Source organism: Streptomyces sp. ISL-43 (assembly GCF_018614195.1).
Lineage (GTDB): Bacteria > Actinomycetota > Actinomycetes > Streptomycetales > Streptomycetaceae > Streptomyces.
In genome coordinates this window covers 290,377-304,913 of record NZ_JAGGOT010000008.1, presented here as the reverse complement: position 1 = coordinate 304,913, position 14,537 = coordinate 290,377, and the positions used below count along the sequence as shown (strand labels likewise).

16 protein-coding genes and 1 riboswitch are annotated in these 14,537 nt (G+C 69.7%); of the genes, 7 read left to right on the top strand and 9 right to left on the bottom strand.

Translation table 11 applies throughout. The features are described 5' to 3' along the window. Positions 1–167: 167 nt before the first annotated feature. The gene (locus tag J7F03_RS05235) at positions 168–986 is read left to right on the top strand and encodes a hypothetical protein (protein ID WP_214947438.1); all 819 of its coding nucleotides are present in this window, start codon (positions 168–170) and stop codon (positions 984–986) included. A 3-nt stretch (positions 987–989) separates the two neighbouring features. On the opposite strand, the gene J7F03_RS41910 is transcribed toward J7F03_RS05235, so the two are convergent. The 4 genes from J7F03_RS41910 to J7F03_RS05215 all read right to left on the bottom strand — a co-directional run bounded on the left by J7F03_RS41910 (position 990) and on the right by J7F03_RS05215 (position 4,370). Continuing rightward, positions 990–1,829: a hypothetical protein gene (locus J7F03_RS41910; protein WP_285440390.1), complete on the bottom strand. Its 840-nt coding sequence runs from the start codon at positions 1,827–1,829 to the stop codon at positions 990–992. Positions 1,830–2,085: 256 nt separating this feature from the next. Continuing rightward, the gene (locus J7F03_RS05225) at positions 2,086–3,135 is read right to left on the bottom strand and encodes an aldo/keto reductase (RefSeq protein WP_214947465.1); all 1,050 of its coding nucleotides are present in this window, start codon (positions 3,133–3,135) and stop codon (positions 2,086–2,088) included. 202 nt (positions 3,136–3,337) lie between these two features. Further along, a complete protein-coding gene (locus tag J7F03_RS05220; protein ID WP_214947437.1) occupies positions 3,338–3,769 on the bottom strand; it encodes a hypothetical protein in 432 nt (143 codons plus the stop codon). A gap of 343 nt (positions 3,770–4,112) precedes the next feature. Next, positions 4,113–4,370 carry a hypothetical protein gene (locus J7F03_RS05215; RefSeq protein ID WP_214947436.1) on the bottom strand — a complete coding sequence of 86 codons (258 nt, stop codon included), beginning with the start codon at positions 4,368–4,370 and terminating at the stop codon, positions 4,113–4,115. 365 nt (positions 4,371–4,735) lie between these two features. Between J7F03_RS05215 and J7F03_RS05210 the strand changes: the two genes are divergently transcribed. Beyond that, complete coding sequence (locus tag J7F03_RS05210; RefSeq protein WP_214947435.1) at positions 4,736–5,848, top strand: glycosyltransferase; 1,113 nt, start codon at positions 4,736–4,738, stop codon at positions 5,846–5,848. 91 nt (positions 5,849–5,939) lie between these two features. Here the strand turns inward: J7F03_RS05210 and thiC are convergent, their stop codons facing one another. Beyond that, entirely contained in the window at positions 5,940–7,727 is a 1,788-nt protein-coding gene (gene thiC, locus J7F03_RS05205) for a phosphomethylpyrimidine synthase ThiC (RefSeq protein WP_251071413.1), read from the bottom strand. After that, a riboswitch (TPP riboswitch) is annotated at positions 7,722–7,866 on the bottom strand. Its footprint overlaps the gene before it by 6 nt. A gap of 39 nt (positions 7,867–7,905) precedes the next feature. Between thiC and J7F03_RS05200 the strand changes: the two genes are divergently transcribed. Next, positions 7,906–9,312, top strand: coding sequence for a YibE/F family protein (locus J7F03_RS05200; RefSeq protein WP_214947434.1), 1,407 nt, complete (start codon positions 7,906–7,908; stop codon positions 9,310–9,312). Positions 9,313–9,501: 189 nt separating this feature from the next. Here J7F03_RS05200 and J7F03_RS05195 read toward each other — a convergent pair whose 3' ends face one another. The 4 genes from J7F03_RS05195 to J7F03_RS05180 all read right to left on the bottom strand — a co-directional run bounded on the left by J7F03_RS05195 (position 9,502) and on the right by J7F03_RS05180 (position 11,759). Further along, on the bottom strand, positions 9,502–9,951 hold the full coding sequence (locus J7F03_RS05195; RefSeq protein WP_214947433.1) for an SsgA family sporulation/cell division regulator: 450 nt from the start codon (positions 9,949–9,951) through the stop codon (positions 9,502–9,504). A gap of 97 nt (positions 9,952–10,048) precedes the next feature. Further along, complete coding sequence (locus J7F03_RS05190; protein WP_251071463.1) at positions 10,049–10,786, bottom strand: IclR family transcriptional regulator; 738 nt, start codon at positions 10,784–10,786, stop codon at positions 10,049–10,051. A gap of 285 nt (positions 10,787–11,071) precedes the next feature. Further along, on the bottom strand, positions 11,072–11,299 hold the full coding sequence (locus J7F03_RS05185) for a DUF5326 family protein (protein WP_214947431.1): 228 nt from the start codon (positions 11,297–11,299) through the stop codon (positions 11,072–11,074). Positions 11,300–11,441: 142 nt separating this feature from the next. Further along, positions 11,442–11,759 carry a cupin domain-containing protein gene (locus J7F03_RS05180; RefSeq protein WP_214947430.1) on the bottom strand — a complete coding sequence of 106 codons (318 nt, stop codon included), beginning with the start codon at positions 11,757–11,759 and terminating at the stop codon, positions 11,442–11,444. Positions 11,760–11,849: 90 nt separating this feature from the next. On the opposite strand from J7F03_RS05180, the gene J7F03_RS05175 reads away from it, so the two are divergent. The 4 genes from J7F03_RS05175 (at position 11,850) to J7F03_RS05160 (ending at position 14,509) form a co-directional block, all read left to right on the top strand. Continuing rightward, a complete protein-coding gene (locus J7F03_RS05175) occupies positions 11,850–12,230 on the top strand; it encodes a phage holin family protein (protein WP_214947429.1) in 381 nt (126 codons plus the stop codon). A gap of 59 nt (positions 12,231–12,289) precedes the next feature. Continuing rightward, positions 12,290–12,733 (top strand): low molecular weight protein-tyrosine-phosphatase, encoded by a 444-nt coding sequence (locus J7F03_RS05170; protein ID WP_251071462.1) that lies wholly within the window; start codon positions 12,290–12,292, stop codon positions 12,731–12,733. Next, the gene (locus tag J7F03_RS05165) at positions 12,730–13,893 is read left to right on the top strand and encodes a cystathionine gamma-lyase (RefSeq protein ID WP_214947427.1); all 1,164 of its coding nucleotides are present in this window, start codon (positions 12,730–12,732) and stop codon (positions 13,891–13,893) included. Before J7F03_RS05170 ends, J7F03_RS05165 begins: the two co-directional genes overlap by 4 nt. Positions 13,894–14,029: 136 nt before the next feature. After that, positions 14,030–14,509 (top strand): NUDIX domain-containing protein, encoded by a 480-nt coding sequence (locus tag J7F03_RS05160; protein ID WP_214947426.1) that lies wholly within the window; start codon positions 14,030–14,032, stop codon positions 14,507–14,509. Positions 14,510–14,537: the final 28 nt, after the last annotated feature.

The following is a 14,537-nucleotide window of genomic DNA, read 5'->3' as shown; positions in this document are numbered from 1 at the left end:
TTGTGCGGAGCAGCACTAGGGCTTCCCGGAGCTGGGTATTTCCGGAAAGCCCCTGTCAACGTACGGCGTGGGCGCTCTACCATCGCTCTATCCGTAGCAGGCTCTCCTCCGTTTGTGCCGGCGCCCGGGTCTACGCGGGCATACCGGCTTCTACGGAGCATCGGGGGATGCACATGACCAGCGCTCCGCACCTGCTCACCGAAGACCGACCGGAGTTCGATCGGCTCCTCGACGAGGCGCTGCGCACCGCGAACGACCGGCCCGAGCTCGCCACCATCGGCGAACGGCTGAACGCCGAACAGCTGCGCACCATGGCCATGGCGGCCACCGCACTGCTGACGGCCGCGGCCGCGGCCGAGTACGACCACTACGTGAAGATCCGCAAAGAGCGGCAGGACGAGATCCTGTCCACCCCCGGAACGACGGGGGAGGAGGGCGGCGGACAGGGCGCGGGCGGCGGCGCGGGCGTCAGCGCCGTGGTCGCGGTCCTCGCGCCGGTCCTGGCCGGCACCGCCATGCTGATCTTCCTGATGGTGGGCTACATCCTGAAGATGATCGAGCCCGAACCCGCCTTCGCCGACACGATGCTGACGGCGGGCTGGCTCTTCGGCGGGCTCACCGCCGCCGCGCTGCTCTTCGCCGTGGTCGGGCTGCTGGTGACGGCCGTCCGCAACAGTTCCACCGAGGTGGTGGCGGACGAGACCGAGGCGGTACCCGACGAGGTGGCACGGGCCCGGGAGGCCTGGCGCAACGCCCTGCTGGAGCGCGGCATCATGCCGTTCCTGCGGGACGCGCTGGCCGATCCGAGCTCGGGGGCGTCGTATCCGACCCCCCGTACGCCGGGGGCCGGGCGCATCCCCAACCTGGGATACACCCGGCCCCACTTCACCAGCCCGGGGGCCCCTGCGCAGGGGTCCCGTCCCGGTTACGCGTCACCGGACTTCACGAGCCCGGACTTCGGCGGCCCGGAGACCGAGCCGGAGTGAGGGCTACTCGGTGCGAAGGCCGTTCGACGGACCCGCGTAGCCGAGGTCTCCCTTCCATTCGACTTCTCCCTTGGAGACGCCCTTGGCACGGACGACGGGGACGGGCGCCGGCGTCTGCTCCTGCCAGCCGGCGGCGTCGGGGACGAAGGTCTGCCCGGTGACCGCGATGTGCAGCTGGAACACCCGGCCGGTGGTCGTCAGCACCTTGATGTACGCGGCAGTGGCCTGTCCATCGATGGAGACTCCACAGGCGACTCCGGTTTCCGTGCTGTTGGGGTAGCCGGGAAGGCCGGAGACGTCGATCCAGGCGGGTACGCCACCCACGGTGCTGGCCCGGCCCGCGAAGGTGTGACCGCCGGTGAGCGCGGCGTGGAAGTCCTCGTTGTCCGAGGGCGCGAAGCTGTCGATGTCACTGCACGGCCCGGTGGCACCCACCGGCCCCGTCGGACCCGTGGGACCCGTCGCACCGGTGGAACCCGTGGCGCCGGTCGGACCCGTGGCGCCGGTGGCGCCGGGGTAGCCCTGCGGCCCGGTCGGACCCGTCGCCCCCTTGTGTCCACGCGGGCCCCGTGGGCCCGTCGGGCCCACGTTGCACTCGTCGTCGTCGTCGTCGTGAACAATCGGAGCGGTCTCGACCGCCGCCCCCTGGGCCCCGGTGGCGTCCGCACTGCGATGCTCGGACTTGCAGTACTCCGGACTCCCCGGCACCGGGGCCAGCGCGACCGCCGGGGATGCCATCCCCGCCAGCACCAGCGCCACCGAGGCGAGCGTGCCTCCCGTCAGCCAGCCGGCCCGACGGGGCACCGGCCCCAGGTACGTACGGGCCTTGTTCTCAGAACTCATCTACCGCTCCTCGCGCACACGGGATCGAATGGAACTCAGAAGTCCGGAAATAAGACCGGGCTCCGCGGGCCATCCTGAAGACCGCGCCCTCGCGAGTCCGACCGGCGCGCCCATCCGTCAGCGGAACGGCGCAGCGCACACCGCCACTCGGCGGCCCGCCACACGGCCACTCGGGTCCGCGCACCGCCGTGCCGAGCGGATGCTTCACGTGAAACATCCGTCCCTGTTCACGTGAAACTCCCGAGTGCCCGCCCGTCTAACCGGCGGACCGGTCTCCCAGCGCCCGCCTCCGCTGCGCGACATCCGCCAGCGCCGGCAGGCGCCAGGCCCCGTCCGGGTGGTACAGATTCCGGCCCGGCTCCACGATCTCGTCGATCCGGTCGAGGGTCGCGTCGTCGAGGACCAGCCCGGAACCCTTCACCAGTGACTCCAGCTGCTCCATGGTCCGCGGGCCGATGATCACCGAGGTGACGGCGGGATGCGCCAGCGGGAAGGCCACGGCCAGCTCGGCAAGCGTGCAGCCGATGGAGTCGGCGAGCTCCACCAGCTGCTCCACGGCCTCCAGCTTCGCGACATTGCCCGGAATCGCGGGGTCGAAGCGGGCGGGAGTCAGCGCCGCACGCCCCGAGGTCAGGTCGATGGCACCGCCGAGCCGGTACTTCCCGCTCAGGAACCCTGACGCGAGCGGGCTCCAGGTCAGGACGCCCATCCCGTACCGCCGGGCCACCGGCAGCACGCTGCTCTCGATCCCCCGCGCGAGGATCGAGTACGGCGGCTGCTCGGTCCGGAACCTCGGCAGGGCCCGCCGTTCGGCGACGTGATGCGCCTCGACGATCTCCTCGGCCGGGAAGGTGGAGCAGCCGAAGGCCCGTATCTTGCCGGCCCGCACCAGATCGCCGAGAACCGACAGGGTCTCCTCGACGTCCGTCCCGTGATCGGGCCGGTGCACCTGGTAGAGGTCGATCCAGTCGGTGTCCAGCCGCCGCAGGCTGTCCTCGACAGCGCGCACGATCCAACGCCGCGAGTTCCCGCTGCGGTTGCGGCCCTCGCCCATCTGGAAGTGCACCTTGGTCGCGAGCACGACATCGTCCCGCCGGCCCCTGAGGGCCTTGCCCACGATCGTCTCGGACTCCCCGGCGGAATACATGTCCGCGGTGTCCACGAAGTTGATCCCGTGGTCGAGCGCGGCGTGGATGATCCGCGCGCACTCCTCGTGATCCGGATTGCCCACCGCCCCGAACATCATCGTGCCGAGGCAGTGCGCGCTGACCTCGATGCCGGTCCCACCCAGAATTCGGTATCGCATGCTCATGGGCCGCACTGTAAAAGTTGGAGCGCACTCCAACGCAAGCCCCCGATCCGCGAGCATCAGGTCATGGCGACTTCGGCAGCCCGGACGTCGGCAGCCCGGAGCACCGGCCGGACTGAGGTCCGGCGGCACTCCGGGCCGCTTGGTTCACTGTTGGGTCATGGTGTTGGTGCTACCGCCGGGGTCACCCGTTCGGGTGCTAGGGGCGCTGCTTGTTGCCCTTGTTCACCGTGTGGTTGGCGGCCGGCTTCTTGGCAGCCTGGTTCTTGACGGCAGGCTTCTTGGCGGGCGGGCTCTTGAAGGGCTGGTTCTTGGCGGCCATGTTCAGCATGGGAGCGGTCATGGGGCCGGGGGTGATCAGAACCCACGGGTGCTGTTGCCCCATCACCGCTGTCCCGCAGTTCAGAGACGGTGTGGGGTTATCGACCTCACAGAAGGTCTCCCAGACCTGCCCGGTGGTGGTCGACACCTCGATGTTGGCCCCGTTGGAGTGCTCGTCGACGGCGATTCCGCACGCCACTCCGGACGGGTAGTTCGGGTTGCGCGCGGGGTTGGTCAGGTTGTGCCAGTCGAAGTTCGTCGGGGGGGTCCCGATACCCCGGATTCCGACGTACGCGATCCCGTTGATCATCACCGCCTTGATCTCGCGGGATCCGCTGGGCTTGTAGTTGGCGATGGCGTTGCACGCCCCGGCAGGGCCGGTCGCACCCGTAGCACCCGCGGCACCGGTCGCACCGGTGGCGCCGGCCGGACCCGTCGCACCGGGCTCACCAGCCGGACCTGTCGCACCGGTCGCACCGGTCGCACCGGGCTCACCAGCCAGACCCGTCGCACCGGTCGCACCGGGCTCACCGGCCGGACCCGTCGCACCAGCCGGACCCGTCGCACCGGCCTCACCGGCCTCACCGGCCTCACCGGCCTCACCGGCCGGACCAGTCGCACCGGTGGCGCCCGTAGCACCCGTTGCGCCCTTTTTAACCCTTCGGACCTCGCGGACCCGTGGGACCCGTCGGACCGGAGGGCCGGCACTCTTCGTCGTGGCCGTCGTGGTGCCCATCGTGGGGACCGCGCCCGTCGTCGTCGCCCCAGCCCTCGTCCCCGCCGATCCGGTTCTTGTCGCCGCCCGGCGACCAGTCGTGCGGCTCGCAGTCGTCGCCTCCGCCGCCCGACGGGGCGGCGGCTCTCACGGCCGTGACGGCCGGCTTGACCGCCGCGACGACAGGACTGCCCATGCCCACGAGCACGAGGAGAGCGAGGCCAGGGCACCTCCCGCGATCCAGGCCCGGTTGCGGGGGATGGGACCGAGTTGCGGCCTGGTCCGCTGCTCACGACTCATTTGCAGCGCTCCTTCGGAACAGAATGCGAGCCTGAACGGGTGACGCCCCAGCCGCGAGTTCGAACTTCCTTGGGGAGCTACGGAAGACGAGTCCGGCACCTTGAGCCGCCAGGTGTGTAAATCAATGAATCGGCCTATCGGATACCCACTAACGGGCTCGTCGACGGCCACCCTCTGGCAGTGCCATCGGCGTGCCGCCACACCATCGGCAGTCGCACTCCCTAACGTCGCCCGCGATCCGTCCGAAGAGAGGGTGTTGCGGTGAAGCCGACCATCTGTCTGAACATGATCGTCAAGAACGAGGCGCCGACGATCCGGAAGTGCCTGGAGTCGGTGCGCCCCCTGATCGACACCTGGGTGATCGTGGACACCGGCTCCACCGACGGCACCCAGGACGTCATCCGGGACTGCTTCAGCGATCTGCCCGGCACTCTGCACGACCGGCCGTGGAAAGGTTTCGACGGCAGCCGCACCGAGGCGATCGAACTCGCGCGCTCCAGCGCCGACTATCTGCTGTTCATCGACGGCGACGACGAGATGCAGGTACGTCCCGGGTTCCGCATGCCGGACCTGACCCTCGACGCGTACCAGATCGCGCTGCACGACGGCCCGATCGTCCACTGGCGGCCCGCGCTGGTCTCCAACCGGCTGCCCTGGCGGTACGTGGGCGTACTCCACGAGTACATCGAATGCGACACCGAGTACAGCCGCGGTGTGATCGAGGGATTCAACATCCTCTCCGTCGGCGGTGGGGGCCGCCTCCGGGAAGAAGGCCACCGGGCGAAGTACCTGCGCGACGCGGAAGTCCTCACCGAGGGCCTCGCAAAGGAACCCGACAACACCCGGTACGCGTTCTACCTGGCCCAGAGCTGGCGCGACGCGGGAGAGCCGGAGAAGTCTCTCGCCACCTACGACCGCCGGGCGGCCATGGGCGGCTGGGCCGAGGAGATCTACTGCGCGCAGCTCTACGCCGCGCGGCTGGCGGCCACCCTCGAGAGGCCGTCGGCCGAGGTGGTCGACCGCTATCTCCGCGCACACGAGAGCCGTCCCTCACGCGCCGAGGCCCTCGGCGAGCTCTCCCGCCTCTGCCGCCTCGAAGGCCGCTGGCCCCTCGCCTACATGTTCGCCCGGCAGGCAGTGCGGATGCCGTACCCGGACGACATCCTGTTCGTCGAGTTCGCGTGGCACGACTGGCGCGCGCTCGACGAACTCGCGGTGGCTTCCTACTGGGTGGGCGAGTACCAGGAGTCGATGGAGTGCTGCGAACGCCTCCTCCACGAAGGCAAGCTTCCCCGGAAAGAGCACGACCGGATCCTCGCGAACCTCGAATTCGCCCAGCGCAAACTGGGTGCGGCAGCCCCGGTCCACGCCTGACCGCCGCACCCGGCGCACACGTCCTGCACGACGGGCAGGCCCGCGACTCCCCCTCTGGGTCGCGGGCCTGCCCGTGTGCGCCGGAGCGGGGTCAGTCGGCCAGCGGGAGGTACACGCGGTTGCCCGCCGCCGCGAACTCGGCGGACTTCTCCGCCATGCCCGCCTGGATCTCATCGGCCTTCAGGTCGCCGCCGTGCTGGCGGCGGATGTCCTGGGAGATCTTCATCGAGCAGAACTTCGGACCGCACATGGAGCAGAAGTGCGCGGTCTTCGCCGGTTCGGCCGGGAGGGTCTCGTCGTGGAACTCGCGGGCCGTGTCCGGGTCGAGGGCCAGGTTGAACTGGTCCTCCCAGCGGAACTCGAACCGCGCGTCCGACAGGGCGTCGTCCCACTCCTGGGCGCCCGGGTGGCCCTTGGCCAGGTCCGCCGCGTGCGCCGCGATCTTGTACGTGATGACGCCGGTCTTCACGTCGTCGCGGTTCGGCAGGCCCAGGTGCTCCTTGGGCGTGACGTAGCAGAGCATCGCGGTGCCCCACCAGGCGATCATCGCGGCGCCGATGCCGGAGGTGATGTGGTCATAGGCGGGCGCGACGTCCGTGGTCAGCGGGCCGAGCGTGTAGAACGGCGCCTCCTCGCAGATCTCCTGCTGAAGGTCGATGTTCTCCTTGATCTTGTGCATCGGGACGTGCCCGGGGCCCTCGATCATCGTCTGCACGTTGTACCGCTTGGCGATCGTGTTCAGCTCGCCCAGCGTCTTCAGCTCCGCGAACTGCGCCGCGTCGTTGGCGTCCGCAATGGAACCGGGGCGCAGGCCGTCACCCAGCGAGTACGTGACGTCGTACGTCGCGAGGATCTCGCAGAGCTCTTCGAAGTTCGTGTAGAGGAAGTTCTCCTTGTGGTGCGCCAGGCACCACGCGGCCATGATCGAGCCGCCGCGCGAGACGATGCCGGTCTTGCGGCGCGCGGTGAGCGGCACGTACGACAGCAGCACGCCGGCGTGGACCGTCATGTAGTCGACGCCCTGCTCGGCCTGCTCGATGACCGTGTCCTTGTAGATCTCCCAGGTCAGGTCCTCGGCACGGCCGTCGACCTTCTCCAGCGCCTGGTACAGCGGCACGGTGCCGATCGGCACGGGAGAGTTGCGCAGCACCCACTCGCGGGTGGTGTGGATGTTGCGGCCGGTCGAGAGGTCCATGACCGTGTCGGCGCCCCACTTGGTCGCCCAGGTCATCTTGTCGACCTCCTCCTCGATCGAGGAGGTGACCGCGGAGTTGCCGATGTTGGCGTTGACCTTCACCAGGAACCGCTTGCCGATGATCATCGGCTCGATCTCGGGGTGGTTCACGTTCACGGGCATGACCGCGCGACCTGCGGCGATCTCCTCGCGGACGACCTCGGGGGAGACGTTCTCGCGGATCGCGACGTACTCCATCTCCGGGGTGATCTCGCCCCGGCGGGCGTACGCGAGCTGCGTGACGGCGGCGCCGCCACGGCCCCGGCGGGGCTGGCGCGAACGGCCCGGGAAGACCGCGTCGAGGTTCTTGAGGCCACCGCGCGGCGAGGTGTGCTTGATGCCGTCGTCCTCGGGGCGCACGGGACGGCCCGCGTACTCCTCGGTGTCGCCGCGGCCGATGATCCAGTTCTCGCGCAGCGGCGGCAGGCCGCGGCGCACGTCGGTCTCGATCTGCGGGTCGGTGTACGGCCCGGACGTGTCGTAGAGCGTCACGTCCTTGCCGGTGGTGAGATGGACCTGGCGGACCGGCACCCGGATGTCGGGCCGGGAGCCCGCCAGGTAACCCTTGTGCCAGCCGGGCTGGCGCTCGGTCTGGCCATCGGCGTCCTGGCCGACGGCAGGCGTGCGTGCGTCCTGAATGGTCATGAGACCTGATCTCCCTACGCCGGCATTACCCGGTAACAGGTTCGGCGGTCGACGCAGCCTCTTCCCGTACGCAATCTGACGCGCGTACGGTGATCAGCGCCCTCTCAGCCCGGTGCTCCGAGCTCCCGCGTTGTGCAAAGTAGCCCCCACGCTAGCGTCATGTGTGGCGTGCTGAACAGTGGGCCCCCTCATCTCTTGCGATGATCAGCCGGTGACGTCCTCGCCGCATCCCCCCACCGAGCCCTCTGACCCCACCGATCACACCGGCCACGCGCACCCTGAGCCCGGGCACTCCCACGGCCATTCCCACAGCCACGGACCGGCGGCTCCCGTGTCGAAGCACCTGCGAAAGGTGATCGCGGCCGTACTGATCCCCTTCGCCACCGCCGTGGTGATCGGCATGGCGGTGCTGTGGCCGGGCGGCGCCCCGGGCCACGAGCGCACCGGGGTGGGCTTCGACCGGCAGACCCAGCAGGGCAAGGTCGTCTCGCTGGCGCGGGTCGACTGCAAGTCCGTGAACGCGGCGCAGGTGCCCGCCACGGGCGACACCTCCACCCCCGAGGGACGCGAGGCCGTGGCCTCGCAGAACGGCGAGTGCAAGAAGGCCACCGTCGAGGTCGGCACCGGCCCGGACAAGGGCCGCGAGTTCTTCGAGATCGTCCAGCCCGGCGCACCACGGCAGTTGAGAGACGGTCAGGAAGTGGTGGTCGCCTACGCGCCCGACGCGCCGCGGGATCTCCAGTACTCCGTGATCGACGTGAACCGCAAGTTCCCGATCGCCCTGCTGGCCGGCATCTTCGCCCTCGCCGTCGTCCTCGTCGGGCGGATGCGCGGGCTGTTCGCGCTCATCGCCCTCGCCGTCAGCTTCGCCGTACTGACCCTCTTCATCCTCCCTGCGATCCTGCAGGGCTCGAACCCGCTGGTCGTGGCGGTGGTAGGGGCCAGCGCGATCATGCTGATCGCGCTCTACATGTGCCACGGCCTGACCGCCCGCACCTCGGTCGCGGTCCTCGGCACGCTCGTCTCACTGCTGCTGATCGGCCTGCTGGGCTCGCTGTTCATCGACTGGGCGTTCCTCAGCGGCAACACAGATGACAACACCGGGCTGATCCACGGGCTCTACCCCGACATCGACATGAGCGGTCTGCTGCTCGCGGGCGTCATCATCGGATCGCTCGGCGTACTCGACGATGTGACGGTCACCCAGACGTCGGCGGTCTGGGAACTCCACCAGGCCGACCCGAAGATGGGGCCGCGCGGCCTGTACCGGGCGGGCATCCGCATCGGTCGCGACCACATCGCCTCCGTGGTCAACACCTTGGTACTGGCATACGCGGGCGCGGCGTTGCCCCTGCTGCTGCTGTTCTCGATCGCGAACAGCAGCATGGGCGCGGTGGCCAACAGCGAGCTGGTCGCGGAGGAGATCGTACGAACCCTCGTGGGCTCGATCGGACTGGTCGCCTCGGTACCCGTGACCACGGCCCTGGCCGCGCTGGTGGTATCGGCCGACCGCGCGCCGGACCCGGCGACCGCGGCGGCCTCGGGGCCGCTGCGCGGCGGCAGGGGCCGGCGGCGCAAGCGCTGAAAGGCGGACCGGCGGGCGCGGCTGGTCAGGTCGCGCACACGGCCGGTCGCGAGGAACGGCAATGCGGAGCACTCAGCGCGTCGGCACGCTGAGCCGTGCTGCGGTGCTGCGGTGCTGCGGTGCTGCTTACGTGCGGTGCTTTGCGCACTGCTTACGTGCGGTGATGCTTACGCACGGTGACGCCTGGCGTCAGCCCGCGTTCTGCTCGTTCTGCCGGGATCCGGCCAGGATCTTGTCGAGCGCATCGTCGAGGTTCTCCTCGAAGTCTCCGAGGTTGCGCTCCTGGCCGAGCGGAACGATTCGGTCGGTGCGGTCGAGGAACGCCACGAGCGGCGCCGCACTCGCCCGGAAGAGAGCCCGGTCCGCGCCCACCTGCAGCCGGATGTGGACATCGGACAGGTCCTCCGGGTCGGTGGGAGCGATGTGGACGTCGCCGTCGCCGCACGGCTTGTTGATGCCGTCGAGAAGAAGCTCCCGGCCGAACGCCCACGTCACGGGCGCGTCTCCGGGAAGGTGGAACGTCAGGCGGACCGCGTAGGGGTCCCGAGCCTCGTACCGGAGCTCCACCGGGATCCGGAACGAGAGCTCCTCGGAAACGAGGAAGCTCATCATGACCTCTGCCTGTACCGACTCGCGCATTGCCTACCCCGCTTTAGTGGAAGTGGCCAGGAATGATCCCCCAGGGCCCTCTTGACAAGAGTGGTGTAAGCGCTTGCAGATCACAAGGAGTGAGTTTTCAGATACTGATAGAGAACGAGAGGGTGCTCAACAGCGCGCCTACTTCACTCCGTAGCCGATCGACCGCATACAGCAATCGGTCCTCGTGGTGCAGAGGGAGGGAAATCGCCATGGTCGCGGCGGTGTCGCCGGCCGTGATGGGGATGGCCGCGCACACCGTCCCGAGGGAGTATTCCTGCCGCTCGGTCACCGGCTGCATCCGCTCCATGGAGCTGATGCGCTGCTCGAGGGCGTGGACGTCCCTCACGGTGTAGGCGGTGAGGGCCTCGACCGGGTGGCGGTCGTAGTAGTCCTTGCGCGCCTTCTCGTCGAGCTGGCCGAGCAGGCACTGTCCGACGGCGTGCGCGTGGCCGGTCTCGCGGAAATCGGCCCACTCCTCGCAGGCCGGGTTGGCCGCGGTGTCCGATACGCCGACGACTTCGATTTCACCCTCGCGGTAGACCGCGAAGTAGACGGGGGCCCCGACCGCGTCGCGGAAGTGCGCGAGGGAGTCGAGGATCATGCTGCGACGTTTCTGCTGGAGCCCGCCGCCCGCCAGCCGGCCCGCGGCGTCTCCCAGGACGAAGACGCCGCTCTCCCGGCGCAGATAGCCCTCGTGTGTCAGGGTGCGCAGCAGGTGGTACGCGGTGGGAAGCGGGAGCCCGGCCTCGCGCGCCAACTGTTTCGCCGGGGCTCCCTCGCTATGGGAGCCCACCGCTTCGAGCAGCCTCAGCGCCCTCTGCACCGAACCGATCAGGGTCGGCACACCGGCGTTGTGAACCGAAGACAAAGCTCACCCCCAGGCGTGGCGGCAGGCCGCGGGGGCCCGCCCTGCGGGGGCCGCCCCCGCGTGTGCCGTGACTCCTGGGGGTCGTGCTCGGCGGCTGAAAGGACCGCAGGTCAGGGCGGCAGTACCGGCTTTCGGTGCCCAGGAAACGGCACAGATTGCCACTCTATCCGCCGATTCCCGGCCTGTGAGCGGTTTAGTGCTTCACGTTCCCTCACCTGGGTTAATCCCGAAGCCGCCCGGGTCGCGCCGTTTCTACCACTCACCGGCGGAGGACTTGGAGCCGCCGCCGGTGAACTTCTTTACGACGAAGATCAGTCCGCCGACGAGGGCCACGAGGAGGAGCGCCTTGAAGAGGAAGCCGATCAGCGCGCTCAGGACGCTGGTGATCACACCGCCGAAAACGAAGACCACAAGCAGCGGAACGGCGACCCACTTGACCCACCAGGGCGTGCCTTCGAACATCCCTCGGATGCCTTCCATGTCCCAACCTCTTCCTTGTCCGTGACTTCCTGCTTTCGATGCTAGGAGGCCACGGCTGCCGGCGGGGGCCCGCGAGCCCCCGGAGTCCCCTGATCCGCCCCCTAGGGGGACCGGGCCCCGAACCCTCAGCCGCCCGGCCGGTTCACCCTTCCGGCGGCGAGAAGACCACCATCACCTTGAGGTTCTCGGTGATGTGGTGGAACTTGTGCGGCACTCCGGCCGGGACGTAGACCACGCTCCCGTTCGCCACGGTCGTCGTCTCCTCCCCGACGGTGATCGAGGCCCGGCCGCTCACGACGAAGTACACCTCGTCCTGGCCGTGCGGCTGCTGGGGATCGCTCTGCCCGGCGTCCAGCGCGTAGAGCCCGACCGACATGTTCCGCTCGCGCAGGAACTGCAGGTAGGCACCCTCGTTCGCGGCGCGCTCGGCCTCGAGCTCGGTCAGCCTGAAGGCCTTCATCGTCTTTGTACCCCTTGTACTCTCTCGTGCCGCAAGCATCCGCAGATCAGCTGATGTTCCACCGGGACCAACTCTGCAACGATCAGACACATGACGAATTTCGTAGTCAAGACCCTCGCCAACGCCGCGGCCCTTGCCGTCGCCATCTGGCTCCTCGCGGGTATCACGCTGGACGACGGCAGCAGCCTGGGCCGCCGCACGCTCACCCTGATCCTGGTCGCGCTGATCTTCGGCCTGGTCAACTTCATCGTCAAGCCCGTGGTGAAGCTGTTCTCGCTGCCGCTCTTCATCCTCACCCTCGGACTGTTCACCCTCGTGGTGAACGCGGCGATGCTGATGCTGACCTCCTGGCTGGCCAAGCAGTTCGACCTCAGCTTCCACGTCGACAACTTCTGGACCGCGGTCATCGGCGCCCTGATCATCTCCATCGTCTCCTGGGCCGCGAACACGGTCCTGCCCGACAAGAACTGAAGCGGCCGCCCGTGTACCGCGTGTGCTTCGTCTGCACCGGCAACATCTGCCGCTCACCCATGGCCGAGGCCGTCTTCCGCTCCCACGTGGCCGACGCCGGGCTCGCGGGCCTGGTCGCGGTCGACAGCGCCGGCACCGGCGGCTGGCACGAGGGGGACGGTGCCGACCCGCGCACCGTGGCCGTCCTGGAGGCCGCCGGGTACGAGCAGGACCACCGGGCCCGGCAGTTCCGGGCCTCCTGGTTCGCCGGCCTCGATCTCGTCATAGCGCTCGACGCCGGGCACCTGCGCGACCTGCGGGCGCTCGCCCCCTCCCCGCAGGACGCCGCCAAGGTCCGGCTGCTGCGGTCCTACGACCCGGCGGCCCCGGCCGCGCAGGGCGACGTACCCGATCCCTACTACGGTCCCCCCGCCGGATTCCAGGAGTGCCTGGACCTGGTCGAGGCGGCGAGCCCCGGCCTGCTGGACGCCGTACGCGAAGCCGTGAAGGAGCACACCCGATGAGCGCATCCGACAGCTCGCCCCCGCGCGCCCAGGGGCTCGGCGACGGCACCTTGGCCGTCCGCGCCGGACTGCCCGAGCCCGTCAAGAACGAACCGCCGCTGCCCGGCCCCGTCTTCGCCGCCCACTTCCACCTCCCCGGCGACGTGGACGGCCCCTACACCTACGGCCGCGATACCAACCCCACCTGGACCCTGCTCGAGCGGGCCATCGGGGAACTGGAGGCCCCCGGCACGGACGGCGTGGACACCGTCGTCTTCGCCTCCGGCATGGCCGCCGTCTCCGCCGTCCTGCTCTCCCAGGCACGCGCCGGCGACACCGTCGTCCTGCCCGACGACGGCTACCAGGTCCTGCCGCTCGTCCGGGAGCAGCTGAAGGCGTACGGGGTCCACGTGCGCACCGCCCCCACCGGCGAGGACGCCCAGCTCTCCGTCCTCGACGGAGCCCGGCTGCTGTGGCTGGAGACCCCCTCCAACCCCGGGCTCGACGTCTGCGACGTACGGCGCCTCGTGGACGCGGCGCACGCCGGCGGAACCCTGGTCGCCGTCGACAACACCCTCGCGACACCGCTCGGCCAGCGCCCCCTCGAACTGGGAGCCGACTTCTCGGTGGCCAGCGGCACCAAGGGCCTCACCGGCCACGGCGACCTGCTGCTCGGCTACGTCGTCTGCCGCGACGCGGAGCTCGCCGCGGGCATCCGCCGCTGGCGCAAGGTGGTCGGCGCGATCCCGGGCCCCATGGAGGCCTGGCTCGCCCACCGCTCCCTGTCCACCATCCAGCTGCGCGCGCAGCGGCAGTGGGCCAACGCGCTCGCCGTCGCCGAAGCCCTCGCCGACCGCGCCGACGTCACCGGCCTGCGCTACCCCGGCCTGCCCTCGGACCCCTCCCACAAGACGGCGGCGCGTCAGATGCGGGGCTTCGGCTCGGTCGTCTCCTTCACCCTGGCCGACCGCGCGCACGCGGAACGGTTCATGGCCGCGCTGCGCCTCGTCGAGGACGCCACCAGTTTCGGCGGGGTACGGTCCACCGCCGAGCGGCGCAGGCGGTGGGGCGGCGACGACGTGCCGGAAGGGTTCATCCGCTTCTCCGCCGGGGCCGAGGACACGCAGGACCTGGTCGCAGACGTGCTGCGGGCCCTCGACGCGGCGGGCGCGCAGACCTGAACAGCCGTCCGCACGGCGGTCCGAGCCTCCCGCCCGGCGGCTCGGACCCCCCGGCTCCCGGCCCCGCGGGACCCGTGCGCGCGCGGGTTTCGAGGGCACGCGTTTCAGAAGCGGAAGTCTGGGCCACTCTTCTCCCATGACCGAACGTCCAGTGGTCAAACGCACCGCCCGCGCGATCCTGCTCGACGGTGACGACCTGATCCTCATCAAGCGCACCAAGCCCGGCGTCGATCCTTACTGGCTCACCCCCGGCGGAGGCGTGGAACCCTCGGACCTGACCGTCGTCGACGCCCTCCACCGAGAACTCCACGAGGAGCTCGGCGCGAAGATCACCGATGTCGTGCCCTGCTTCGTCGACACCGTCGAGCACATCGCCGACCGAGGGGTGACCGGCGTCAAGGTCCAGCACTTCTTCGTCTGCCACCTCGAATCCATGGACCCCAGCCAGCGGCACGGCCCGGAGATCGACGAGCCGGAGGGCGAGTACGAGATCGTCCGCGTGCCCTTCAGCCGCGTCGGCATCGCCGCGGTCCACCTCGTCCCGCTGTCCCTTCGCCACTACCTCGACGGCAACATCGAGGGCGTGCGCGCGATGCACGCCCCTGACCTGGGCTGACCCCTACCGACCGCGGGCGCCTGCCGGA

Coding starts and splice junctions, on each gene's coding strand:
- J7F03_RS05235 (WP_214947438.1), top strand. CDS start 168: ATGCACATGACCAGCGCTCCGCACCTGCTCACCGAAGACCGACCGGAG.
- J7F03_RS41910 (WP_285440390.1), bottom strand. CDS start 1,829: ATGAGTTCTGAGAACAAGGCCCGTACGTACCTGGGGCCGGTGCCCCGT.
- J7F03_RS05225 (WP_214947465.1), bottom strand. CDS start 3,135: ATGCGATACCGAATTCTGGGTGGGACCGGCATCGAGGTCAGCGCGCAC.
- J7F03_RS05220 (WP_214947437.1), bottom strand. CDS start 3,769: ATGATCAACGGGATCGCGTACGTCGGAATCCGGGGTATCGGGACCCCC.
- J7F03_RS05215 (WP_214947436.1), bottom strand. CDS start 4,370: ATGGGCAGTCCTGTCGTCGCGGCGGTCAAGCCGGCCGTCACGGCCGTG.
- thiC (WP_251071413.1), bottom strand. CDS start 7,727: ATGACCATTCAGGACGCACGCACGCCTGCCGTCGGCCAGGACGCCGAT.
- J7F03_RS05195 (WP_214947433.1), bottom strand. CDS start 9,951: ATGCGCGAGTCGGTACAGGCAGAGGTCATGATGAGCTTCCTCGTTTCC.
- J7F03_RS05185 (WP_214947431.1), bottom strand. CDS start 11,299: ATGGAAGGCATCCGAGGGATGTTCGAAGGCACGCCCTGGTGGGTCAAG.
- J7F03_RS05180 (WP_214947430.1), bottom strand. CDS start 11,759: ATGAAGGCCTTCAGGCTGACCGAGCTCGAGGCCGAGCGCGCCGCGAAC.
- J7F03_RS05175 (WP_214947429.1), top strand. CDS start 11,850: ATGACGAATTTCGTAGTCAAGACCCTCGCCAACGCCGCGGCCCTTGCC.
- J7F03_RS05170 (WP_251071462.1), top strand. CDS start 12,290: ATGGCCGAGGCCGTCTTCCGCTCCCACGTGGCCGACGCCGGGCTCGCG.
- J7F03_RS05165 (WP_214947427.1), top strand. CDS start 12,730: ATGAGCGCATCCGACAGCTCGCCCCCGCGCGCCCAGGGGCTCGGCGAC.
- J7F03_RS05160 (WP_214947426.1), top strand. CDS start 14,030: ATGACCGAACGTCCAGTGGTCAAACGCACCGCCCGCGCGATCCTGCTC.